This window comes from Hamadaea sp. NPDC050747 (assembly GCF_040654195.1).
GTDB lineage: Bacteria > Actinomycetota > Actinomycetes > Mycobacteriales > Micromonosporaceae > Hamadaea.
This window is the reverse complement of the sequence record NZ_JBFAHM010000013.1, coordinates 200,244-223,500: the sequence shown is the minus strand read 5'-3', so window position 1 is coordinate 223,500 and position 23,257 is coordinate 200,244. Positions and strand designations below refer to the sequence as shown.

The window sequence follows — 23,257 nt, the reverse complement described above, 5'->3', positions numbered from 1 at the left end:
GGGACTGACGGGGGATGTCGCAGACGCCGGACGGGCCGCGTCGCTGGCGGCTGGTGCGGGCTTCCCGGGACGCGGTGCCGGCCTCGGTACGCCGATTCATGGCCCGCGCCCGGCGCCGCCGGCTCCGGGCCGCCGCGCCGTGGGGGATCGGCGGGGTGATCGTCGTGCTCGCCGGCGCCCTCGTCTGGCTGGCGTTGCAGACCTCGGTGCTGGGAGTGGACCTGATCCGGGTCACCGGGGTGCAGGTCCTGAGCTCCGACGAGGTACGCGCCGCCGCCGAGGTGCCGAAGGGCACCCCACTGGCCCGGGTGGACACCAAGTCGGTGGCCCGCCGCATCGCCCGGCTGGCTCCGGTGGAGTCCGTCGACATCGGCCGCAGCTGGCCGAACACCCTGACCATCAAGGTCGTCGAGCGTACGCCGGTCGCCGTGGTGCCGCAGGACAAGAAGTTCGCGGTCGTGGACCGGTTCGGCGTCGTGTTTCTCACAGTGGACGACCGCCCCGGAGACCTGCCCGAGATGAAGCTCGCCCAGCCGGGCCCGGACAACTCGGAGACCAAGGCCGGGCTTCAGGTGCTCAGCGACCTGACGCCGCAATTGAAGAGCGAATTGGTGCGCGTGGTCGTGGACGCCCCGGCGAGAATCCGCCTGGAGCTGCGGAAAGGCCGGACGATCGTGTGGGGCGACGCGACTCAGGGCGAGGTGAAAGCGCGTGTCGCGACCGCTTTGCTGACCCGATCGGGTACGCAGATAGACGTGAGCGCGCCCGAGGTGGTGACGATCTCCTAGCCTGATCGGGGAGACAGTCCATAATGGAGCGCTTCCGACACGCCGGACCGGGTCCTTGGATCGCGGCGCGTGGACGCCTACTTTTTCGTCAGAGCCACATAGTTGACAAAACTCTAAGGCTCAACTAGAGGGTGAGGGTTTCACAAGCCTCGCCCTCGCAGCACAGGTAGCACCAGCGCCATCGGGGAACGGCCGGACCCGGGGCGATCCGACCTCGAAAGGAAGGCCCGATGACACCTCCGCATAACTACCTCGCGGTCATCAAGGTCGTCGGCATCGGCGGCGGCGGTGTCAATGCCGTCAACCGAATGATCGAGGTGGGACTCAAGGGCGTCGAGTTCATCGCGATCAACACCGACGCGCAGGCGCTCCTGATGAGCGATGCCGACGTCAAGCTGGACGTGGGCCGGGAGCTGACCCGTGGCCTCGGCGCCGGCGCCAACCCCGAGGTCGGCAAGAACGCCGCCGAGGACCACCGGGACGAGATCGAGGAGGTCCTCAAGGGGGCCGACATGGTCTTCGTGACGTGTGGCGAGGGCGGCGGCACCGGCACCGGCGGCGCGCCCGTGGTCGCCAACATCGCCCGCAAGCTCGGCGCGCTCACCATCGGTGTGGTCACCCGGCCGTTCTCCTTCGAGGGCAAGCGCCGCCAGGTCCAGGCCGAGTCGGGCATCGAGGAGCTGCGCAACCAGTGCGACACGCTCATCGTGATCCCGAACGACCGGCTGCTGGCCCTGGGCGACCGCGGCATCACGATGATGGACGCGTTCCGCCAGGCCGACCAGGTCCTGCTCTCCGGTGTGCAGGGCATCACCGACCTGATCACCACGCCGGGTCTGATCAACCTGGACTTCGCCGACGTCAAGTCGGTCATGAGCGGGGCCGGCAGCGCGCTCATGGGCATCGGCAGCGCCCGCGGCGACAACCGGGCGGTCGAGGCGGCCGAGCGGGCCATCTCCAGCCCCCTGCTGGAGCAGAGCATGGACGGCGCGCGTGGCGTGCTGCTGTCCATCGCGGGCGGCTCCGACCTCGGCCTGTTCGAGATCAACGACGCGGCCCAGCTCGTCACGGACGCGGCGCACCCGGAGGCGAACATCATCTTCGGTGCGGTCATCGACGACGCCCTGGGCGACGAGGTGCGGGTGACGGTGATCGCGGCCGGATTCGACGGCGGCACGCCGACCTACAAGCCGGCCGAGCTGAAGCGGCCGGTGCCGGTCGCCGAGACGGTCATCCGGAACCCGGTGCCGACCAGCGAGCCGCCGCGGCAGCCGCAGCGCAAGGTCCTCTTCGACGACGTCGACGTGCCGGACTTTCTCAAGAATGGGTCGTGACGCGGTCGCGTCCCACTTATGAGAAAGCAGCTAGCACAGCTTGAAGAACGGATCGCGGCGCAGCCGCGATGAGCCGTGCAGCCAAGTCCAACCACTGATCTGAAATGGGTCATGAACAGACGTGACGAAATAGCGGCCAACCTGGCGGCGGTGCGGCAACGCATCGCCGCCGCCTGCGCCGCCGTCCAGCGGCATCCGGACGAGATCACCCTGATCGCGGTCACGAAGACCTATCCCGCGTCCGATGTGGTGCACCTGGCCGCGCTCGGCGTACGCGAGGTCGGGGAGAACCGGGATCAGGAGGCGGCCGGGAAGGCGGCGGAGGTCCGGGCGGCCGGCGCCGACGTGCGGTGGCACTTCGTGGGCCAGCTTCAGCGGAACAAGGCCCGATCCGTCGCGTCCTATGCGGACCTCGTCCATTCGGTCGACCGCCCGGCGTTGGCGGCGGCGTTGGCCGAGGCCGCCGCCAAGGTACGCGATCGTCCGCTGGACGTCTTGATCCAGGTGAACCTGGACCCGACCGCTCCGGAAGTGTCGGATCCGCTACACCGGGGCGGCGTGTCTCCCGGCTCGGTGGCCGCATTGGCCGAGCTGATCGGTAAGGATGAGGCGTTGCGACTGCGTGGCGTGATGGCGGTGGCACCGGTGAACGACGACGCCGGGGCCGCGTTCGCCCGGCTCGCCGCGGTCGCGGCAGGACTTCGGGCCGACCATCCGAACGCGACGGTCGTCTCGGCCGGGATGAGCGGTGACCTGGAAGAGGCGATCGCGCACGGCGCGACACACGTACGCGTCGGCACCGCGTTGCTCGGAAAGCGTGCGCTGCTCGGGTAGCCTGACGGCGGGCGAAACTACATCCGTGTGGTTTGCCCGACCGGCACCCGCGGCGGGCGGAGGCCGCAGGGGCGACGCGCCGCGAACGCTCGCCCCGACGACATTAGGGGGCGGTTGCTGATGAGCGCATTGCGTAAGGCGGGTGTCTGGCTCGGCCTCGTCGAGGACGACGACGAGCGCGACTACGACGACCGCGGTTACGGCTCGGCCAGCTACCGCGACCGGGGCGGTTACCGGGATTCCCGCCGGTCCACCGCCCGGGACTCGGAGTACGACGAGTTCGACGACGAGGAGGACGAGGACGACCTCCCCGCGGTTCCGCGTTCGCGCTACTCGGAGCGCCTGCGTGAGGACCGTGGGCGCACGGACGACCGCGGCCGTGAGCCGTCGTCGCGCTCGGGCGAGTCGCGCTACGAAACCGGCCGCTCGGCCGGTGTGGGGTCCGGGTCGACGGTCCGGCCGATCACCCGTCCGGTGAGTTCCGCCGCTCCGGCTCAGCCGGCCGCCCCGGCTACGTCGAGCAGCGCTTCGAGCCGTTCCGGCGGGCTCTTCGGCACGCGCGAGAACCTGGCGCTGGCTCCGGAGTCGGAGACCGCCGCCCAGATCCAGCCGCGCTCGGCCGTGCCCGCCACCGAGGAGGACCGCCGCTACCAGATCACCACGCTGCACCCCACCACCTACAACGAGGCACGCACGATCGGGGAGCACTTCCGCGACGGTACGCCGGTCATCATGAACCTCACGGAGATGGACGAGGCCGACGCCAAGCGACTCGTGGACTTCGCGGCCGGTCTCGCCTTCGGGCTGCGCGGTACGATCGAGCGCGTCACCCACCGGGTGTTCCTGCTCTCTCCGGCCAACGTCCAGGTGACCGCGGAGGAGAAGGCGAAGATCGCCGAAGGTGGGTATCACCACACTTAACCCGCGCGAGGGATCCCACTGTCGTGTTTTCGATCGTCTGGCAAGTCGTATATCTCCTGCTGTACGCCTTCCTGCTGACCCTTTTGGCACGATTCGTGCTCGGGATGATCCTCCAGTACGGGCGCTGGTGGCACCCCGGCCGAGGCTCGGCGGCGACGCTGGAACTCATCTGGAGCGTCACTGATCCGCCCCTCAAGGCGTTGAGGCGTGTGATCCCACCGTTGCGGATTGGTACCGTTAGCGTCGACCTGGCGGCGATGATTCTGTTGGTTATTCTGTACGTTCTAATGCTGATCGCACAGAAGCTCTACCGGTAGCTTCATCTGACGCCGATGACCACCGCCCGACGCGGCCGCAACTGACCCGAGGAGTTTCGATGCCGCTCACCCCGGCCGACGTGCACAACGTGGCCTTCAAGAAGCCCCCGATCGGCAAGCGGGGGTACGACGAGGAGGAGGTCGACGCCTTCCTGGACGAGGTCGAGCGCGAACTCGCCCGTCTGATCGAGGAGAACAACGAGCTGCGCGCCCAGGCCGAGCGTGGCGGCGGCGGTCGTCCTCCGGCCGGCCCCGGCGCCGACCCGCGCCTCGCGGCCGAGCTGAACGAACTGAAGATGCAGCTCGACCGCGTCCAGCGGGAGAAGGGCGAAGCCGACCGTGCCGCGCGCGCGATGCAGGCTGAGCTCGACCAGGTGCGGGCCGGTGGCCCCGCCGGTGTCGGCCCGGTCGGCCCGGACGGCGAGCAGCAGGCGCTGCGCGTGCTCATGATGGCCCAGCGCACCGCGGACGACCACGTCTCGGACGCTCGCCGGGAGGCCGACAAGGTCCTCTCCGAGGCGCGCGCCAAGGCCGAGGAGGTCACCCGCGACGCCCGGGCCAAGGCCGACGCGCTCGAACGCGACGCGCGTCAGCGGCACCAGGAGGCGATGGGCGGGCTCGACGCCAAGCGCACCGCACTCTCCAAGCACATCGAAGAGCTCAAGCAGTTCGAGCGCGAGTACCGTACCCGGCTCAAGGCGTACCTGGAGAGCCAGCTGCGTGACCTCGAAGGTCGCGGGCAGGGTCTCGAGGCGGAGATCGCCCGGTCCGAGAACGGTCGCGCGGTCACGGCCGGGGTCACCTCCGGCGCGGGTTTCGGCGCCAGCCGCTAGCACCTCGCGATCTCCGGTGCGGACCCCCGTCCGCGTCGGCCCCTCTCGACGGCCGTGACCCCTCCTCGTGGCCGAGACCTCCAGGCGGCCGGCTCGCCGTTGACCCCCGTCTTCGGCGAGCCGCCTGAAGGAGCACCACGCACCACCGAACCACCCCGACACCCTGTGAGAGACCCGGCGCGGGACCCCGTGCCGGGATGACACCTGGATGCCGATATCGGCGGGGGTGAGCTGTGTGATTGTCGCAAGTCTGCTGCTCATCGTCGTCGCGGTCGTACTGCTGGTCACTGGCCTGATCAACGGGTCGAGCGGAATGCTCGTCGGTTCGATCGGGACCAGCCTCCTGGCCGCGGTCGCCCTCGTGGTGGGCGCGCGGCAGGCCGCCGCAGCCCGCGCTGAGGCGGACTACGACGAGGACGAGCAGGACGAGAGCGACGCGTACGAGGAGCCGGTCAGCCGGTCCCGGGCCACGCGAGACAGTGGCCGGGAGACGACCCGGGAGCCGGAGCAGCCGGTTCGCGGCCGGGTCGCCGAGCGGGCCGGGGAACGGGCCGATCAGACCGGGATCACGATCCCGGCCCAGTCGGCCGGAACCGCGCTCGGAGACGTCGACGACGACGAGGATCCGCCGGATGAGCCGGTCGCGCAGCGGGTGCCGCCCGCCGACGCGGCCCGGGTCGCCCGGATGAGCACCGAGGTGCTGGTCATCGATGGCCGGCCGCGTTACCACGTGGCGGGCTGCGTGCACCTCCTCGGGCGGCCGCACGAGCCGCTGCCCGTGAACGAGGCTGTCGAACTCGGGTTCAGCCCGTGCGGGCTCTGCGAGCCGGACAGCGCGCTGTTGGCCGACGCGCGCCGAGTCTGACGGAGTTCAGTCAGCGTCAGGGGACCCGCCCGGGTCCCCTGACGCTGTGTCAGTTAGTTGATCACCATGGCCTAGGATGAGGCATGGCGCAGAGCGTGACGGTCGCGGTGCGGGTCAAGCCCGGCGCCTCGCGGGCCAAGGTCGGCGGGCGCCATGACGGCTCGCTCGGACCCGCGCTCGTCGTCGCGGTCACGGCGCCGCCCGTCGACGGTCGCGCCACCGAGGCGGTACGCCGGGCGCTGGCCGGTGCGCTGGGCGTACCGGTGTCGTCGGTGAGCCTGCGCAGCGGCGCGACCGGCCGGGACAAACTCTTCACCGTCGCCGATCCGCCGGCGGAGCTGACCGCCCGGCTCGACGCCTTGCGGGACGGCGCTTGAGCGGGGCGTACTCCTTCGAGGTGGCCCTGCTCATCGGCGCGGGCGTACTGCTCGCCGCGGTCGCGGCGGTCCGCTTCTCCAGCCGTATCGGCCTCCCCAGCCTGCTGGTGTATCTGGCGCTGGGCATGTTGATCGGCGAGTCCGGCTTCGGCATCGAGTTCGAGAACGCCACCCTGACGCGTACGCTCGGGCTCTGCGCGCTGGTGCTGATCATCGCCGAGGGCGGGCTCAGCGCCCGGTGGAGTTCACTGAAACCGGTCCTCCCGGCGGCCATCGCATTGTCCACCGTGGGCGTCTTCATCAGCACCGCCGTCGTCGGGCTGGTCGTCCATCTCCTCCTCGGCGTCTCGCTGCACTCCGGACTGTTGCTGGGCGCGGTGCTCTCCTCGACCGACGCCGCCGCCGTCTTCTCCACCCTGCGCTGGCTGCGCCTCAAGCCGAAGCTCATGGCCACACTGGAGGCCGAGTCCGGGATGAACGACGCCCCGGCCGTCATCCTGGTCGTCCTGCTGGCGACGCCCAGCCTCGCCGGCGTCCACTGGGCGACCGAGACGGGGCTCATCGCGTACGAGCTGGTGATCGGGGCGGCGCTGGGCCTGCTCGTCGGCCTGGCCGGAGCGTGGACGCTGCGTCGTGCGGCCCTGCCGGCGGCGGGCCTGTATCCGCTGGCGGCGGTCGGGTTGACGGTGCTCGCGTACGCCGCGGGTGTGGTCGTGCACGGCTCCGGCTTCCTGGCCGTGTATGTGGCCGGGGTGATCCTCGGCAATTCCCGCCTGCCGCACCGGCAGGCGATCCTGGGCTTCGCCGACGGACTGGCGTGGCTGGCCCAGATCGGCTTGTTCGTCATGTTGGGCCTGCTCGTGTCCCCGGCCCGGCTGCCGGGCGCGTTGATCCCGGCCCTGGTGATCGGGCTGACCTTGTTGTTGCTGGCCCGGCCGATCTCGGTGGCGGTGTCCCTGCTGCCGTTCACCACGCGCTTTCGCGCTCGCACCATCCGGGCTGACGAGACCCGGGAGACCGCGATAGCCGGGACACCGCACGAACGCAGACGGCGGGGCCGCCCGAGGCATCTGAGGTACGAGCGGTTCGGCCGCCGCGACCTGGCCTTCCTGAGCTGGGCCGGACTACGGGGCGCGGTCCCGATCGTGCTGGCCACGATTCCGCTGTCGGAGGCGGTTCCGGGGGCGACCGCGCTGTTCGATGCGGTCTTCGTGCTGGTGGTGATCTTCACGCTGGCCCAGACGGGCACGCTCGCCCCGGTGGCCCGGTGGCTGCGGGTCACCTCGCCGGCCGAGCCGACCGAGCTGCGGGTCGAGACCGCCCCGCTGGAGCGCATGCAGGCTGACCTGCTCCAACTGGAGATTCCAGTCGGTTCGCAGCTGGCCGGGGTCCACCTCGATGAGCTGCGTCTGCCGGTCGGCGCGGTGGTGACCCTGGTCCTGCGCGGCGGGGAGGGATTCGTCCCGCACGAGCAGACCAGGCTGCGGGCCGGGGACAGCATGCTCATCGTCGCGACCGACGAAGTACGCGACGCGACGTTAAGAAGGCTGCGGGAAGTGGGTAAGGCCGGAAGACTCGCGCGATGGATTGCCGGAAATTCAGGTAAGACGGACGATTAGCGGCTAATGTCCGGTACTTGAGTGACCGGCAGTGTCGAACCAGACACTGTCCGGTTTCGGCAACCACGAGTGGCATGTTTGTCGGAAACCTGTGGCTTCCGTATTCTTGCCAACCTACTCCGAGTGCGCGGCACCCGCCGCGCGCCCGTTTTGCATGTGGGGGTATCCCATGGCCGAACCCGCAGGGCGCAAGGCGACCGCGAAGGCCACGGCGGGCGCCGCCGGAAGGACGACCGCGGCCCGGTCCGCGGCCGGGGCGGCGAAGAAAGCCGCCTCGTCCCGGAAGGCGCCCACCCCGAAACCCGCGCCCGCCCGCGCGAACGCGGCTCGGTCGGCCAAGGCGGCCGCGCCCGCCAAGAAGACGACCTCTGCCAAGACCGCTTCCGCAAAGGCCGCCCCGGCGGGCGCCGAGGTTATCCGGGATGTCGACGTTATCCGGGATGACGCTGCCTCACCGGCCGATCAAGGCAGCGATATGCCGGATAACGCGCCAGCGCCCGCCAAGGCGGCACCGGGGACGAAGGCGGCCACCGGCGGTAAGGCGACGCCGGAGGCCAAGAAGACGGTCAAGAAGGCGGCCACCGGCGGTAAGGCGACGCCGGAGGCCAAGAAGACGGTCAAGAAGGCGGCCACCGGCGGTAAGGCAACGCCGGCGGCCAAGAAGACGGTCAAGAAGGTGGCGGAGAAGGCGGCCTCAGCCACCAAGCCGGCCGCCGAGGCGGCACCGGCCAAGACGGCACCAGCCAAGGCGGCACCAGCCAAGGCGGCAGCAGCCAAGACGGCACCGGCTAAGGCGGCACAGGCCAAGGCGGCGCCCGCGAAGGCGACGGCTGCGAAGAAGACGGCCGGAAAGAAGGCCGCGACCAAGGCGGCGAGCGCCGAGCCGGTCGCGGCGACGGAGAAGCCGGTCAGGTCGACGGCGAAGAAGGCGGCGGCGAAAGCCGCGCAGCAGCCGGTCACCGCGACGGCGCACCCCCAAGTCCAGGAAGTTGAGACCGCCGCGGACACCGCGGCCGAGGGAGCGATGATGGCGAAGCAGACCACACCCAAGACCGCCGCCCCAGGCACCGCCACCACCGCGAAGACCGCTACCGCGGTGAGGGGTACGCGGAGCGCCGCGGACACTGAGAAGATCCGTACCGCTTTGTCGGGGCGGCTGGACGAGTTGCGGACGGAGTACGACCAGACCCTGGTCGACATCACCGAGTTGCAGCGCGACCGGTTGACCGACTCGGCCGGCGACGACCAGGCCGACACCGGCACCAAGACGTTCGAGCGCGAGCAGGAGATCACCCTCGCCAACAACATCCTGGAGCGGATCAACCAGGTGGAGCGCGCATTGGAGCGTCTCGATGAGGGAAGCTATGGGTGGTGTGAGCGGTGCGGCAACCCGATCCCGGTCGAGCGGCTGGCCGCCTTCCCGTCCGCCACACTGTGCGTGACGTGTAAGCAACTGGAGGAGCGGCGCTGACGATGAGCGAACTGGGGAGCGTGGCGGTGTCCGACGACGAGGGCGAGACGAGACCGCTCCCCGACGCGGTTCCCGCGACCGCGATCAGCGTACGCAGAGCTGTGCTGACGCTGATCGCGGTCGCTGTTGTGATCATCGGCCTCGACGCGGCGACCAAGGAGTGGGCGACCAACACGCTGGAGGGCGCCGATCCGGTGCGCCTGCTCGGCGGCCTGGTCTACTTCTCCTTCACCCGCAACAGCGGGGCCGCCTGGAGCATGGGCAGCAACTACACCTATGTCTTCCCGTTCATCGCGTTCGCGGTGGCGGCGTGGATCGGCTGGACCGCCCGCAAGCTGCGGTCGCTGCCCTGGGCGATCGCGTTGGGCCTGGTCCTCGGCGGCGCCCTGGGCAACCTCGTGGACCGCGTCTTCCGGTACCCCGGCGGCATCTCCGGGCACGTCGTCGACTTCATCAGCCTGTTCGGGCCGTACGGTCAGCGCTTCCCGATCTTCAACATCGCCGACATGGCGCTGAGCTTCGGCGTATGCCTGGCGATCCTGCTGGAGTTCACCGGACGTCAGCGCGACGGTTCGCGGCTGCGCCGGGAGACGAAGGAAGAGCAGCGCGAGGAGACGCGGTGAGCCGGGAGCAGCGCTCGCTGCCGGTGCCGGACGGCTTGGACGGCATGCGTCTCGATCAGGCCGTCTCCCGGCTCTTCGGGTTCTCCCGGACGCTCGCGGCCGATCTCGTCGAGTCCGGTGACGTGCTCGTCGACGGCTCGTCCCGGGCCAAGTCCGAGAAGGTGACCGGCGGTGCGTGGCTGGAGGTCACCATGCCGGCGCCGCCGTCGGCGGTCGAGGTGGTCGCCGAGCCGGTCGACGGGCTGAAGATCCTCTACAGCGACGACGACATCGTCGTGGTGGACAAACCGGTCGGGGTCGCCGCCCATCCCAGCCCCGGCTGGACCGGGCCGACCGTGATCGGCGGACTGGCCGCGATGGGCCAGCGGGTCGCCACTAGCGGCGCGGCCGAGCGGCAGGGCGTCGTGCATCGCCTCGACGTCGGCACGACGGGCGTCATGGTCGTGGCGAAGAGCGAGCACGCGTACAGCTTCCTCAAGCGCGCCTTCAAGGCCCGGGAGGTGGACAAGCGCTACCACGCGGTGGTGCAGGGCCATCTCGACCCGCTGCGCGGGACGATCGACGCGCCGATCGACCGCCATCCGCACCACGACTACCGGTTCGCGGTCATGTCCAGCGGCAAGGCCAGCGTCACGCACTACGACACGGCCGAGGCGTTCCCGGCGGCCAGCCTCGTCGACGTGCGGCTGGAGACGGGGCGGACCCACCAGATCCGGGTGCACTTCTCCGCCATGCGGCACCCGTGCGTGGGCGACCTGACCTACGGCGCCGACCCCACGCTGGCGGCCCGGCTCGGGCTCACCCGGCAGTGGCTGCACGCTCGCGAACTCAGCTTCGAGCACCCGTCGACCGGCGAGGAGGTCCGGTTCGTCTCGGCGTACCCGGCCGACCTGGCGCACGCGCTCGAAGTGCTTCGGGCGGCCGGATGACCCGGTCGCTGGGCGAACGGCTCGGCGCGGTCGACGAGACGCTGCTCGCCCCGATCGCGCGCGGCTACCGGCGCGTCCTCGGCGGCCGCCGCCGCCCGCACTCGCTCACCGTCGCCGCGTGCCTGGTCGCCGCCGCCGTGCTGGCGGTCGCCGTCTGGCAGGCGGATCGGGCCGCGCCGGCCGGCGACATGTCCGTCGGCCAGGTGGTCAAGGTGGGAGTGGAGCCCAACGGTTCCATCCCCGAGTACGCCGCCAGCAGCCGGGCGGAGCTGGACAAGCTGGCCGCCGAGGGCGCCCCCGAGGCGTACGCGCTGGTGACGCTCACCGAGTACCTGCCGCCCGACCGGCTGACCCCGATCCTGTCCGGCGTCGCGGTGTCGGCGGTCTACGTCCGGGTGCCGCTGGCCGGCGTGCAGACCGAGATCGTCCGCATCCCGGTGACGAAGGTGCCGGTCGACGTGCTGACCGGGATGGGCCGGCTCGTCGACCGGAAGAACCGGGAAGCCGCCGAGTACGCGGCCAAGATGAGCCAGGGCCCGGCTGACCGCACTCCTGGCGGCTCGCCCCAGAGACTCCCCGGCGCCGACCTGATCGCCGTGTACGAGTCGGGGCAGCGGGTCGCCGCGGCCGAACGGGACGCCTACGCCCGGCACTGCGCTTGTGCGTACGCGGCCGTGGTGCGGGCGACCCCGGCGGCGCTGGAGTCGCTGTCGCGCCGCCCGGACGTGCGGGTGGTGGACGTCGCGCCCGAGATCCGGCGGCTGGACCGGGCGGTCTTCTGGCCACCCCTGCCCGAACAGCGGACCATCGCGACCCCGCCGGGGGATACCCAGGGCTGAGCACCGGTCGTTGAACCCGTGACGCACCGCCCGGGATGCCAGATCGGCACGCAATCGGCCGACGGCGGGATGGCAGGTTGCCCCGTACGGCTTAAGGTTGACCGCGTACCCCGGTGATCGCCGAAACACCGGGGAGCACGGGCGGCGCTGGGAGGGCGAAGCGTGGAGCGCACACCACCGCAGGAGGACCACAACCCGCGTTGGCGTGTCCTGCTCGACCGCGGCCGTGCGCCGCGCCAGGAGCCGCGTGACTACCCCCAGCAGCGGGGTGTCGCGCCGATGCCGTCGAACCCGATCGAATGGCGGCCCGCGCCGACCGCGAGCAGCGCCGCCGACGCGGAGGTCAACCTGCTGCGGCGGGATCTCGGCGGTCCCCGGGTGCTGGCCTTCGCCAATCCGAAGGGCGGCGTGCACAAGACGACCGCCACCGTGCTGGCCGCCGCCACGATCGGCAGCGTACGCGGCCGGGGCGTGCTGGCCTGGGACGACAACGAGCTGCGGGGCACGCTCGGACTGCGGGCGGGCAGCGCCCGGCACGCCCGGACCATCCGGCATCTGCTGGCCGACCTGGTGACCATCGAGAACGCCCCGTCCTACGAGATGGCCGACCTGCTCGACGGGTACCTGCGGCACGCCTCCGACGGCTCCTACGACGTGCTGGCCGGTGAGGAGAGCCCTCGCTTCGCCCAGCGTCTCGACTCGCACACCGTCCGGCGGGTCCTGGATCTGCTGGGCCGCACCCACGACGTGATCTGCGTCGACACGGGCAACAACGTGGAGAGCGCCAACTGGCAGACCGTCGTGCAGGCGGCCGACCAGCTCGTGATCACCACGGTCCCCCGGGAGGACGCGGCGTTCACCGCCGACTGGATGATCGACCTGCTGCACGAGGTCGGCCTCGGGCGGCTCGCCGAGAACGCGGTGACCCTGTTGTCCTGCCCGACGCCGGGGCCGTCGGCGCTGCTGGAAGACCTCCGGGCCCACTTCGCCACGCGTACGCGGGCCGTGGCGGTGGTGCCCTACGACGCCGCGCTGGAGCCCGGCTCGTCGATCGAGTACGCGGCGCTGCAGCCGTCGACCCGGCGCGCCTGGCTGTCCGCCGCCGCGATGATGCTGGAGCCGTTCGCCCGCTGAGTTGATCATGAGATGCCGGTCTCTCCGGGGGTGTCGGCAGATGCTTGTTGTCCGCCCCGGGGACTAGGCTGTGCCAGGCTGGCGATCGGCGGTTGGGGGTTGTGGTGGCTGACAGCTTCGTTCACCTGCACACGCACACGGAGTACTCGATGCTCGACGGTGCGGCCCGGCTGAAGGAGCTGTTCAAGGAAGCCGCGCGGCTGGAGATGCCGGCGCTGGCGATGACCGACCACGGCAACATGTACGGGGCCTACGACTTCTACAAGCAGGCCACCGCCGCCGGGATCAAGCCCATCGTCGGGGTGGAGTCCTACGTGACGCCCGGCACCGACCGTCGCGACCGGACCCGGGTTCGCTGGGCCGACGGCGGGGAGAACGACGTCTCCGGCGGTGGTGCGTACACGCACATGACGATGCTGGCCACCGACGCCGATTCGCTGCACAACCTGTTCCGCATGCAGTCGCTGGCGAGCCTGGAAGGCTACTTCTACAAGCCGCGCGCCGACCGTGAGCTGCTCAACCGCTACGGCCGCGGGCTCATCGCGACCACCGGCTGCCCGTCCGGCGAGATCCAGACCTGGCTGCGGATCGGCGACTTCGACAAGGCGTGCGCGAGCGCGGGGGAGTTCGCCGACATCTTCGGCAAGGAGAACTTCTACCTGGAGCTGATGGATCACGGGCTCGACATCGAGACCCGGATCCGGCAGGACCTGCTGGCGCTGGGCAAGAAGCTCAACCTCAAGCCGGTCGCGACCAACGACCTCCACTACACCTACCAGGCCGACGCGGGCGCGCACGAGGTGCTGCTATGTGTGCAGTCGGGATCGACGCTGGCCGATCCGAAGCGGTTCAAGTTCGACGCACAGGACTTCTACCTGAAGTCCCCGGCCGAGATGCGGGCGTTGTGGGACGCCGAGGTGCCCGGCGCGTGTGACAACACGCTGGAGATCATGGAGAAGGTCGGCGACTACGCGAGCGTCTTCGCCTCTCGTGACCTCATGCCGAAGTTCCCCGTCCCGGCCGGGGAGACCGAGGAGTCCTGGCTGCGTAAAGAGGTCCATCGGGGTCTCGCCGAGCGGTTCCCCGACGGGGTGCCCGAGGACCGGCTGCGTCAGGCCAACTACGAACTCGACGTCGTGTGCACGATGGGCTGGCCGAGCTACTTCCTCGTCGTCGCCGACCTGTGTGAATACGCCCGGCGCGAGCGTATCCGGGTCGGGCCCGGCCGGGGCTCGGCGGCCGGCGCCATCATCGCGTACGCCTTGCGCATCACCGAGCTGGACCCGATTCCGCACGGTCTGCTGTTCGAGCGGTTCCTCAACCCCGAGCGCGTCTCCATGCCCGACATCGACATGGACTTCGACGAGCGCCGACGCGGCGACATGATCCGCTACGCGACCGAGCGCTACGGCGAGGAGCGGGTCGCCCAGATCATCACCTACGGCACGATCAAGGCGAAGGCCGCCGTCAAGGACGCCGCCCGGGTGCTCGGCTATCCGTTCGCGATGGGCGACCGGATCACGAAGGCGATGCCGCCCGCGGTGATGGGCAAGGACATCCCGCTGTCGGGCATCTTCGACCCGAACCACCCGCGCTACCCGGAGGCGGTGGAGTTCCGGCAGCTCTACGACACCGACGCCGACGTGCAGAAGGTCGTGGACACCGCGAAGGGCCTGGAGGGCCTCAAACGTCAGTGGGGCGTGCACGCGGCCGGCGTCATCCTGTCCGGCGAGCCGCTGCTCGACGTGCTGCCGATCCACAAGCGCGAGCAGGACGGCGCCATCATCACCCAGTGGGACATGGGCGCCTGCGAGACCATCGGCCTGCTTAAGATGGACTTCCTGGGGCTGCGCAACCTCACGGTGATGGACGACTGCCTCGAAGGCATCACGGCCAACCGGGGTGAGACGGTCGTCCTGGAGCAGCTGCCGCTGGACGACAAGCCGACCTACGAACTGCTCGCCCGGGGTGACACGCTCGGCGTCTTCCAGCTCGACGGCGGCCCGATGCGCTCGCTGCTGCGATCGATGATCCCCGACAACTTCGAGGACATCTCCGCCGTGCTGGCCCTCTACCGGCCCGGTCCGATGGGCGCGAACGCGCACAACGACTACGCCGACCGGAAGAACGGCCGCAAGCCGGTGGTGCCGATCCATCCGGAGCTGGCCGAACCGCTGGCCGACATCCTGGACGACACCTACGGTCTGATCGTCTATCAAGAGCAGGTCATGGCGATCGCCCAGAAGCTCGCCGGCTACTCGCTCGGCGCCGCCGACCTGCTGCGCCGGGCGATGGGCAAGAAGAAGAAGGAGATCCTCGACAAGGAGTACATCCCCTTCTCCCAGGGCATGCGGGACAACGGCTACTCCGACGCGGCGATCAAGACGCTGTGGGACATCCTGGTCCCGTTCTCCGACTACGCCTTCAACAAGGCGCACACCGCCGGTTATGGTCTCGTCTCCTACTGGACGGCGTACCTCAAGGCCAACTACCCGGCCGAATACATGGCCGCCCTGCTCACCAGCGTCGGCGACGACAAGGACAAGTCCGCCGTCTACCTGGCCGAATGCCGCCGGATGGGGATCAAGGTCCTGCCGCCGGACGTCAACGCCTCCACCGCGCGGTTCGCCGCCGTCGGCGAGGACATCCGGTTCGGGCTGTCGGCCGTCCGCAACGTCGGCCACAACGTCGTCGAGGCGATCGTCCGGGGCCGCAAGGAGAAGAGCCCCTACACCGACTTCTACGACTACCTGCGCAAGGTCGAGGCGGTCGCCTGCAACAAGCGCACGATCGAATCGCTGATCAAGGCCGGGGCCTTCGACTCGATGCAGCACACCCGCAAGGGTCTGCTGGCGGTGCACGCCGACGCGATCGACTCGTTCCTCGACGTGAAGCGCAACGAGGCGGTCGGCCAGTTCGACCTGTTCGGCGCGGCCTTCGGCGACGACAACCCGATGGGCGGCGGCATGATCGTGACCCCGCCCATCCCTACCGACGAGTGGGACAAGAGCGACCTGCTCGCGCTCGAACGGGAGATGCTCGGCCTCTACGTCTCCGACCATCCGCTGTTCGGCATCGAGCACGTCCTCGCCGGGGCGGCCGACTTCTCCATCGCGGCGCTGTCGGAGGAAGGCACGGTCGCCGACGGTCAAGTGGTGACGGTCGCGGGCATCCTCTCCGGGGTCCAGCGCCGGATCACCAAGCAGGGCAAGGCCTGGGCCTCGGCCAGCTTGGAGGACCTCGCAGGCGCGGTCGAGGTGCTGTTCTTCCCCAACACCTATGAACTGGTCGGGCAGTACGTCGCCGAGGACGCCATCGTGGTGGTCCGCGGCCGGGTCGACCGCCGCGACGACCAGCCCCGCATCATGGCGATGGATCTGTCGATCCCGGACATCACCGTCCCGGACGACGTCAAGCCGGTGGTCCTCGCCCTCCCCACGACCCGCTGTACGCCACCCCTCGTGGCCCGGCTGCGCGAGGTGCTGACCAGCCACCCGGGGCAGGCCGAGGTGCACCTGAAGCTCATCAACGGGCAGAAGGCGTCGCTGTGGCGCATCGGCCCCGAGCGGGTCGCGACGACTCCGGCGTTGATGGCCGACCTCAAGCAGCTGCTCGGCGCCTCCGCCGTCGGCGGCTGACCCGCTGCTGTCCATGATCAGCGGAAATCTCGTGGGGCTATGACGCCGCGAAACTTCCGCTGATCATGAAACACCTGACACGCCCCCAGCCGGGATCCAGGCGGATCTGAGAGGATCACCCGGTGGTGGATGAGTCCGAGTACGCCTGGGTCCCCGAGCCCACGCCGGAGCCGCGCCGGCCGCTGCTGGTGACGCTCCAGTCCGTCGCCGTGCTGCTCGCTGGCGTACTGGGCTTCCCGCTCGGCCTGCTCTGGCAGCAACTGGCCCCGAACGTGCCGGTGCTGATCGTCGAGGACGGCGCCGTCTACAACGACCCGCAGCCCGAGCAGTTCATGTCCGGTGACGGCTGGTTCGCCGTGCTCGGCCTCTCCTTCGGCATCGTCCTCGCCGTCGTGGCCTGGGTGCTGTTCCGGCGGCTGCGGGGACCCTGGCTGCTCCTGCTGCTCGCGGTGGCGGGGACGGTCGCGGCCGTGATCGCCTGGAAGTTCGGCCGCCAGCTCGGCCTCGAGGCGTACCTCAGGGAACTGCACTCCGCGCCCGCGGGCACGGAACTCGGCAAGCCCAACGACCTGCGCGTGGAAGCGCTGCGGTGGTGGCCGCCCGCGATCGAGGGCGTGCTGTTGCTGCCCGCGCTCGGCTCCACGCTCACCATCACGCTGCTCGCGGCCTGGTCACGGTGGCCGTCTCTCCGGGCTCCCCGATCCACTGGTACGCCGGAAGCAGCGCCCCTGGTGGGCCCGGAGGAGACGGGCGGCCCCGCGTTCAGTTGAGCGACGGCGGCTTGTGGAGTTCCGAGGGGGGCATCGGCACCGCCCGGACCTGCCGGAGCAGGGCCGATTCGCGGTGCAGGATCTTGATCTCCAGGCGCATCCGGGCGGTCGTGTCCGGCGCGGCGAGCAACGCCTGCCGGTCGGCGACGGTCAGCGCCGTGCTGGCCGCGACCAGGTGGGAGAGCACCTTCGGATCGTCGGGCAGTTGGTCGTCGGGTCCGCCGCGCAGGGCCGACAGATAGTCCCGGAAGATCGACAGCACCCGGGGGGCCAGTTCGTCGGCCTCCGCGTCGGCGTCCGGTTCGGGGTACCACTCGACGTGCGCGACGGGGTAGGGAGCGTCGTCGGCGGCGATTCCGGTGATCTTGAACCGGCGGTCGCCGACCGCGACGATGTCGAAGTGCCCGTCCGGATGTTCGGTGACCTGGCGCAGCTGCGCCACGCACCCGATGTCGTGCAGGCTGAGCTCGGTGACTTCCGAGCCCGGATTGGGCGGCAGAACCTCCAGCCCCTGATCGATGGCGACCACGCCGAACTCGCGCGGAGTCCCGTCGGGCAGGTCGATCAGCTGGCGGATCAGCTGGCGGTAGCGCTCCTCGAAGATGTGCAGGGGCAGAACCAGTCCCGGGAACAGCACCGTCCCGAGCGGAAACAGCGGCAACCGAGGCGACATCTGTCCAAGGTACCCGCGGGATGTTACGCATCAACCTATCCGCACGGTTCGGCCCCGCGATCTTGCCGCGAACAGGGGCGTGGGTCACAGTGTTCCCACCCGGTGGTAACGCCGCGCGGTTCCGAAGCCGCCGCTCGGTAGACTTGCGCGCGTGTTGACCCGTATCGACCTGCGCGGACGGGATGTCGACCCGCGCAGTCTGCTGCCTCGTGCCCAGCTCGACGTGTCCCAGGCCGTCGAGCAGATCCGTCCGGTCATCGACGGGGTGCGACACCATGGCGTCGACGCGATCCAGGAGGCCACCGAACGCTTCGACGGAATCCGGCCCGCCCGTCTCCGCGTACCGGTGGAAGCCCTGAAGGAAGCTGAGGAGCGGCTCGACCCGGAGGTGCGCGCGGCCCTGCTGGAGGCGATCGCGCGGACCCGGAAGGTGCACGCGGACCAGCGGCGCACGGACGTGACCACACAGGTCGTGCCGGGCGGCACGGTGACCGAGCGCTGGCTGCCGGTACGCCGCGTCGGGCTGTACGTGCCCGGCGGCCTGGCGATGTACCCGTCCACGGTCGTGATGAACGTCGTTCCGGCCCAGGCGGCCGGCGTCGAAGGGCTCGTCGTGGCGAGCCCGCCGCAGAAGGAGGCCGGCGGTCTGCCGGACGAGCGGGTGCTGGCGGCGTGCTCGCTGCTCGGCGTCGACGAGGTGTACGCCGTCGGCGGCGCGCAGGCGATCGCCATGCTCGCCTACGGCAGCCGGGGCGCCGACCTCGATCGGGAGCTGGACCCGGCCGACGACTGTGAGCCGGTGGACCTGATCACCGGGCCGGGCAACGTGTGGGTGACCGCGGCCAAGCGGCTCGTCCGGGGCGTCGTCGGCATCGACGCCGAGGCGGGCCCGACCGAGATCGCCGTGCTGGCCGACGACACCGCCGACGCGCGGCACGTCGCCGCCGACCTGATCAGCCAGGCCGAGCACGACCCGCTGGCGGCGAGCGTCCTCGTCACCACGTCGCCCGAGCTGGCCGACGCGGTGGACGCCGAGCTGGTGCGGCAGGTGTCGCTCACCAAGCACATGGAGCGCATCCGCACGGCGCTGACCGGCGAGCAGTCCGGTGTCGTCCTCGTGGACTCGGTGGAGCAGGGGTTGCGGGTCGTCGACGCGTACGCCGCGGAGCACCTGGAGATCCAGACGCGGGACGCTCGGGACGTCGCGATGCGAGTACGCAACGCCGGCGCGATCTTCGTCGGCCCGTGGGCGCCGGTGAGCCTGGGCGACTACTGCGCGGGGTCGAACCACGTGCTGCCGACCGGCGGCTGCGCCCGGCACTCGAGCGGGCTGTCGGTGCAGTCGTTCCTCCGGGGCGTCCACGTCGTGGAGTACACCGAGGAAGCACTGCGGGACGTGGCCCACCACGTCGTCACCCTCGCCACCGTCGAGGACCTGCCCGCGCACGGCCAGGCCGTCACGGCGCGCTTCCCCTCGGGCGGTGCCGCGTGACCTCCGAGATTCGTGCGCTCCTGCGTGAGGAGCTGCGAGGGCTGTCGGCGTACGGGGCGCCGCAGTTGGACGTGGCCGTCCGGCTCAACGTCAACGAGAACTCCTACGCCCCGCCGGAGGAGGTCGTCCGGGCGGTGCTGCGGGCGCTCGAAGGCGAGATCGCGACGCTCAACCGCTACCCCGACCGGGACGCCCTCAAGCTGCGGTCCGACCTGGCGGTCTACCTGGGCCACGGCCTGACCGCCGAGCAGGTGTACGCCGCCAACGGCTCCAACGAGGTCCAGCAGCAACTGCTGCAGGCGTTCGGGGGTCCGGGGCGGATCGCGCTCGGCTTCGGCCCGGCGTACTCGATGCACCCGCTGCTCGCGTCGGGCACCGCGACCGGCTGGGTCGACGGCGGCCGGGGGCCGGACTTCGGGCTCACCGCCGAGCATGTCGTGGCGGCGATCGAGCAGCACCGGCCGGCTCTCACGTTCCTGTGCTCGCCGAACAATCCGACCGGCACCGCTCTCTCGCTCGACGTCGTGCGAGCGGCGTTGGCGGCGACCTCGGGCCTGGTCGTCGTGGACGAGGCGTACGCCGAATTCGCCCGCCCCGGTACGCCGAGCGCCTTGTCGCTGCTCGAGGACAACCCGCGACTCGTCGTGACCCGCACGATGAGCAAGGCGTTCGCCTTCGCCGGAGCCCGGGTCGGCTACCTCGCCGCCGGCACCGAGGTCGTCGAGGCGGTGCAGCTCGTCCGGCTGCCGTACCACTTGTCGGCGCTGACCCAGGCGGCCGCCCGGGCGGCGCTCGCCCACGCCGACGCCTTGCTCTCCACTGTGGAGCAGATCAAGATCCAGCGCGACCGGATCGTCGCCGAACTGCGTACGCGGGGACACGCCGTGGCGGACTCGGACGCCAACTTCGTGCTCTATCGGGTCGCCCGGGAAGGCAGCGCGGACGAGACCGACCAGAAGGTCGTCTGGCGGCGGATCCTCGACGCCGGGGTGCTCGTCCGGGACGTCGGCCTGCCGGGCTGGCTGCGCGTCACCGCCGGTACGCCCGCCGAGACCTCCGCCTTCCTGGCCGCCGTTTCCGCTTCCGACGCGGAATCCGCTGGGTTCGCTGGGTCCGCTGGGTCCGCTGGGTCCGCTGGGTCCGCTGGGTCCGCTGGGTCCGCTTCGGGCGCGGAATCCGGGATAACGTCCCCATTGGCGGCCGGAAGGGGACACTATCCGGCATCCCGCGAGCGCCGCGAAGAGGAGAACTGATGCGTACCGCGACCGTTGAGCGCATTACGGCCGAGACGAAGGTCGTCGTCGAACTGGGCCTGGACGGCACGGGCGAGGCCGACATCGCGACCGGCGTCGGCTTCTTCGATCACATGCTCCACCAGATCGCCCGGCACGGCGGCTTCGACCTGCGGGTGAAGACCGAGGGCGATCTGATCATCGACGCGCACCACACGATCGAGGACACCGCGCTGGCCCTCGGCACGGCGCTCGACAAGGCGCTCGGCGACCGCAAGGGCATCCGCCGCTACGGCGACGCCACCGTGCCGATGGACGAGGTGCTCGTGCGGGCCGCGCTCGACCTGTCCGGCCGCCCGTACGTGGTGCACGACGAGCCCGAGCTGGCCCCGATGATCGGGCCGGTCTACCCGACCAGCATGACCCGGCACATCTGGGAGTCGTTCGCCCAGACCGCGCGGATGACGTTGCACGTCGACGTCCTGCGCGCGGCTCGCCCCGGTGGCCGTCCCGACGCCCACCACGTGGTGGAGGGTCAGTTCAAGGCGGTCGCCCGCGCGCTGCGCGACGCCGTCGCCATCGACCCCCGGTTCGCCGGCGTCCTGCCGTCCACAAAGGAGGCACTCTGATGGGTGGCTACGCTCCTATCCTGCTGTTCGCGCTCGCGGGCATCCTCCTCGGCGGCACCTGGTCGCTCTACAAGCAGGGCGCGCACAAGGGCGTGGTCCTCGTCGTCGGCGTACTGGCGCTGCTGTCGGCGGCCGGCGGCGTGACCTGGCTGATGCCCGGGGAGGCCTGATGGCTCCCTCGGTCACCATCCTCGACTACGGCTCCGGCAACCTCCGCTCGGCCGAACGCGCGGTCGCGGCCACCGGCGCACGGGTGACCGTCACCGACGACCTGACCGCGGCGGCCGAAGCCGACGGCCTGGTGGTGCCGGGCGTCGGCGCGTTCGCGGCCTGCATGGCGGGCATCGAGGAGGCCAAGGCGGGGCCGGTCATCGCCGAACGCGTCGCGGCCGGTCGCCCGGTCCTCGGCATCTGCGTAGGTGCACAGGTGATGTTCGCCGAGGGCGACGAGCACGGGGTCCTCACCCCGGGACTCGGTCTCCTGCCCGGCCGGGTCACCAAGCTGCCCGTACGCCGAGTGCCGCACATCGGCTGGAACACCGTCGACGTCCCACCCGCGTCGCGGCTGTTCACCGAGCCGGACGCCCGGTTCTACTTCGTGCACTCGTTCGCCGCCTCGCCGACGGACTTCGACGAGTCGGACGCGCTCGTCACGACGACCGAACACGAGGGCGCGGTCTTCGTGGCCGCGGTCGAAGCCGGTCCGCTCAGCGTCACCCAGTTCCACCCGGAGAAGTCCGGCGCGGCCGGGGCCGGGCTGCTGCGAGCCTGGGTCAAGACCCTTGAGTAAAGAACGCGCGCGCAGGCGGGCCGAACGGGAAGCCGAGCAGCTCAAACTGCGGGAGAAGCGGGCGCGGACCGAGGCACGCCGGGCGAAGCGGCGACGGATCACCGCCCGGCTCCGGGGGTTGCGCCCCGGCCGCACCGGGCGGCTGGCTCGGTGGAATCGGGGTCAGCGGTCGGTGATCGGGCTCGTCCTCGCGCTCGGCCTCGTCCTGATCTGGACGCTCGCCGGCTCGGTCGCGCTCAGCATCGCCCTGTCGCTGCTGCTGATCCTGATCCTGCCGGTGCTCGCCGTCGTGGCCTTCGACAAGTGACTTCTTTGCGCGCTGGATCAGGGTTCCGTGTCGAATCTTGAGTCAAGATTCGACCGGGATCGCTGATCCAGCGCGCATCCAGCGCCGAAGAGAGAGTGAGAGAGCATGACACTGGAGCTGCTGCCGGCCGTCGACGTCGCTGGTGGCCAGGCCGTGCGCCTGGTGCAGGGCGCGGCGGGCACGGAGACGGCGTACGGCGATCCGCTGGAGGCGGCGCTGGACTTCGCCCGGCAGGGGGCGCAGTGGATTCATCTCGTCGACCTGGACGCCGCGTTCGGCCGGGGCTCCAACGCCGAGCAGCTCGCCGGCGTCGTGGCCGCGTTGGACTGCAAGGTCGAGCTCTCCGGGGGCATTCGCGATGACGAGTCGCTGCGCCGGGCGCTGGCGACCGGGGCCGCCCGGGTCAACATCGGCACCGCCGCGCTGGAGGACCCGGAGTGGTGCGATCGCGTCGTCGGGGAGTACGCCGACCGTGTCGCCATAGGGCTGGACGTCCGTGGGCGTACCCTCTCGGCGCGAGGCTGGACCCGCGACGGCGGTGACCTGTTCGACGTGCTGGCCCGCCTGGAGCGTGCGGGCTGCGCGCGGTACGTCGTGACCGACGTCCACCGCGACGGCACGATGACCGGGCCGAACCTGCAGCTGCTGCGCGACGTCTGCGGCGCGACCGACAAGCCGGTCGTGGCGAGCGGCGGTGTCTCCACTCTGGACGATCTGCGGGGGCTGGCCACCCTGGAGAAGGAGGGCGTCGAAGGCGTCATCGCCGGGAAGGCCCTGTACGCCGGGGCGTTCACGGTCGCCGAGGCGCTCGCCGCCCTGGAGGAAGCGTGACCGGCCGGCTC

22 protein-coding genes and 2 pseudogenes are annotated in these 23,257 nt (G+C 70.6%); 23 read left to right on the top strand and 1 reads right to left on the bottom strand.

Features of this window, described 5'->3' with window-relative positions; translation table 11 throughout:
- The first annotated feature begins 14 nt into the window (after positions 1-14).
- The 16 genes and pseudogenes from AB0H43_RS29825 to AB0H43_RS29750 all read left to right on the top strand — a co-directional run bounded on the left by AB0H43_RS29825 (position 15) and on the right by AB0H43_RS29750 (position 17,292).
- The gene (locus AB0H43_RS29825) at positions 15-788 is read left to right on the top strand and encodes an FtsQ-type POTRA domain-containing protein (protein WP_360004708.1); all 774 of its coding nucleotides are present in this window, start codon (positions 15-17) and stop codon (positions 786-788) included.
- A 230-nt stretch (positions 789-1,018) separates the two neighbouring features.
- Complete coding sequence (ftsZ, locus tag AB0H43_RS29820; RefSeq protein WP_360004706.1) at positions 1,019-2,122, top strand: cell division protein FtsZ; 1,104 nt, start codon at positions 1,019-1,021, stop codon at positions 2,120-2,122.
- A 111-nt stretch (positions 2,123-2,233) separates the two neighbouring features.
- Positions 2,234-2,956 carry a YggS family pyridoxal phosphate-dependent enzyme gene (locus AB0H43_RS29815; RefSeq protein ID WP_360004704.1) on the top strand — a complete coding sequence of 241 codons (723 nt, stop codon included), beginning with the start codon at positions 2,234-2,236 and terminating at the stop codon, positions 2,954-2,956.
- 120 nt (positions 2,957-3,076) lie between these two features.
- Positions 3,077-3,877: a cell division protein SepF gene (gene sepF / locus AB0H43_RS29810; RefSeq protein ID WP_360004702.1), complete on the top strand. Its 801-nt coding sequence runs from the start codon at positions 3,077-3,079 to the stop codon at positions 3,875-3,877.
- Between the two features lie 23 nt (positions 3,878-3,900).
- On the top strand, positions 3,901-4,194 hold the full coding sequence (locus AB0H43_RS29805; protein ID WP_360004700.1) for a YggT family protein: 294 nt from the start codon (positions 3,901-3,903) through the stop codon (positions 4,192-4,194).
- A 59-nt stretch (positions 4,195-4,253) separates the two neighbouring features.
- On the top strand, positions 4,254-5,027 hold the full coding sequence (locus tag AB0H43_RS29800) for a DivIVA domain-containing protein (RefSeq protein WP_360004698.1): 774 nt from the start codon (positions 4,254-4,256) through the stop codon (positions 5,025-5,027).
- Between the two features lie 235 nt (positions 5,028-5,262).
- The gene (locus AB0H43_RS29795; protein ID WP_360004696.1) at positions 5,263-5,892 is read left to right on the top strand and encodes a hypothetical protein; all 630 of its coding nucleotides are present in this window, start codon (positions 5,263-5,265) and stop codon (positions 5,890-5,892) included.
- An 83-nt stretch (positions 5,893-5,975) separates the two neighbouring features.
- Positions 5,976-6,269, top strand: coding sequence for a DUF167 domain-containing protein (locus tag AB0H43_RS29790; RefSeq protein WP_360004694.1), 294 nt, complete (start codon positions 5,976-5,978; stop codon positions 6,267-6,269).
- Positions 6,266-7,888, top strand: a complete 1,623-nt coding sequence (locus AB0H43_RS29785; protein ID WP_360004692.1) for a potassium/proton antiporter — start codon at positions 6,266-6,268, stop codon at positions 7,886-7,888. The genes AB0H43_RS29790 and AB0H43_RS29785 overlap by 4 nt, the downstream gene beginning before the upstream one ends.
- 1,027 nt (positions 7,889-8,915) lie before the next feature.
- Positions 8,916-9,359: a TraR/DksA C4-type zinc finger protein gene (locus tag AB0H43_RS29780; protein ID WP_290864245.1), complete on the top strand. Its 444-nt coding sequence runs from the start codon at positions 8,916-8,918 to the stop codon at positions 9,357-9,359.
- 2 nt (positions 9,360-9,361) lie between these two features.
- Positions 9,362-9,982, top strand: coding sequence for a signal peptidase II (gene lspA / locus AB0H43_RS29775; RefSeq protein WP_360004691.1), 621 nt, complete (start codon positions 9,362-9,364; stop codon positions 9,980-9,982).
- A gap of 44 nt (positions 9,983-10,026) precedes the next feature.
- The gene (locus tag AB0H43_RS29770; RefSeq protein ID WP_360004814.1) at positions 10,027-10,911 is read left to right on the top strand and encodes an RluA family pseudouridine synthase; all 885 of its coding nucleotides are present in this window, start codon (positions 10,027-10,029) and stop codon (positions 10,909-10,911) included.
- The gene (locus AB0H43_RS29765; RefSeq protein WP_360004689.1) at positions 10,908-11,750 is read left to right on the top strand and encodes a hypothetical protein; all 843 of its coding nucleotides are present in this window, start codon (positions 10,908-10,910) and stop codon (positions 11,748-11,750) included. The genes AB0H43_RS29770 and AB0H43_RS29765 overlap by 4 nt, the downstream gene beginning before the upstream one ends.
- A 294-nt stretch (positions 11,751-12,044) precedes the next feature.
- A pseudogene (locus AB0H43_RS29760) lies at positions 12,045-12,884 on the top strand (AAA family ATPase); the annotation flags it as partial.
- A 104-nt stretch (positions 12,885-12,988) separates the two neighbouring features.
- Complete coding sequence (gene dnaE / locus AB0H43_RS29755) at positions 12,989-16,522, top strand: DNA polymerase III subunit alpha (protein WP_360004687.1); 3,534 nt, start codon at positions 12,989-12,991, stop codon at positions 16,520-16,522.
- A 122-nt stretch (positions 16,523-16,644) separates the two neighbouring features.
- On the top strand, positions 16,645-17,292 hold the full coding sequence (locus tag AB0H43_RS29750; RefSeq protein ID WP_360004685.1) for a DUF2567 domain-containing protein: 648 nt from the start codon (positions 16,645-16,647) through the stop codon (positions 17,290-17,292).
- Here the strand turns inward: AB0H43_RS29750 and AB0H43_RS29745 are convergent.
- Positions 17,285-17,965 (bottom strand): LON peptidase substrate-binding domain-containing protein, encoded by a 681-nt coding sequence (locus tag AB0H43_RS29745; RefSeq protein ID WP_360004683.1) that lies wholly within the window; start codon positions 17,963-17,965, stop codon positions 17,285-17,287. The genes AB0H43_RS29750 and AB0H43_RS29745 overlap by 8 nt on opposite strands.
- 151 nt (positions 17,966-18,116) lie before the next feature.
- On the opposite strand from AB0H43_RS29745, the gene hisD reads away from it, so the two are divergent.
- The 7 genes and pseudogenes from hisD (at position 18,117) to priA (ending at position 23,246) form a co-directional block, all read left to right on the top strand.
- A complete protein-coding gene (gene hisD / locus AB0H43_RS29740; protein WP_360004682.1) occupies positions 18,117-19,457 on the top strand; it encodes a histidinol dehydrogenase in 1,341 nt (446 codons plus the stop codon).
- Positions 19,454-20,533: pseudogene (locus tag AB0H43_RS29735) on the top strand (histidinol-phosphate transaminase); the annotation flags it as partial. The gene hisD and the pseudogene AB0H43_RS29735, both read left to right, overlap by 4 nt.
- Before the next feature lie 173 nt (positions 20,534-20,706).
- A complete protein-coding gene (hisB, locus tag AB0H43_RS29730; protein ID WP_360004812.1) occupies positions 20,707-21,318 on the top strand; it encodes an imidazoleglycerol-phosphate dehydratase HisB in 612 nt (203 codons plus the stop codon).
- Complete coding sequence (locus AB0H43_RS29725; protein WP_360004680.1) at positions 21,318-21,488, top strand: hypothetical protein; 171 nt, start codon at positions 21,318-21,320, stop codon at positions 21,486-21,488. Before hisB ends, AB0H43_RS29725 begins: the two co-directional genes overlap by 1 nt.
- Positions 21,488-22,108, top strand: coding sequence for an imidazole glycerol phosphate synthase subunit HisH (hisH, locus tag AB0H43_RS29720; RefSeq protein WP_360004678.1), 621 nt, complete (start codon positions 21,488-21,490; stop codon positions 22,106-22,108). Before AB0H43_RS29725 ends, hisH begins: the two co-directional genes overlap by 1 nt.
- Positions 22,101-22,415, top strand: a complete 315-nt coding sequence (locus AB0H43_RS29715; protein WP_360004676.1) for a hypothetical protein — start codon at positions 22,101-22,103, stop codon at positions 22,413-22,415. The genes hisH and AB0H43_RS29715 overlap by 8 nt, the downstream gene beginning before the upstream one ends.
- Before the next feature lie 105 nt (positions 22,416-22,520).
- Entirely contained in the window at positions 22,521-23,246 is a 726-nt protein-coding gene (gene priA, locus AB0H43_RS29710; protein WP_360004675.1) for a bifunctional 1-(5-phosphoribosyl)-5-((5-phosphoribosylamino)methylideneamino)imidazole-4-carboxamide isomerase/phosphoribosylanthranilate isomerase PriA, read from the top strand.
- Positions 23,247-23,257 lie beyond the last annotated feature (11 nt).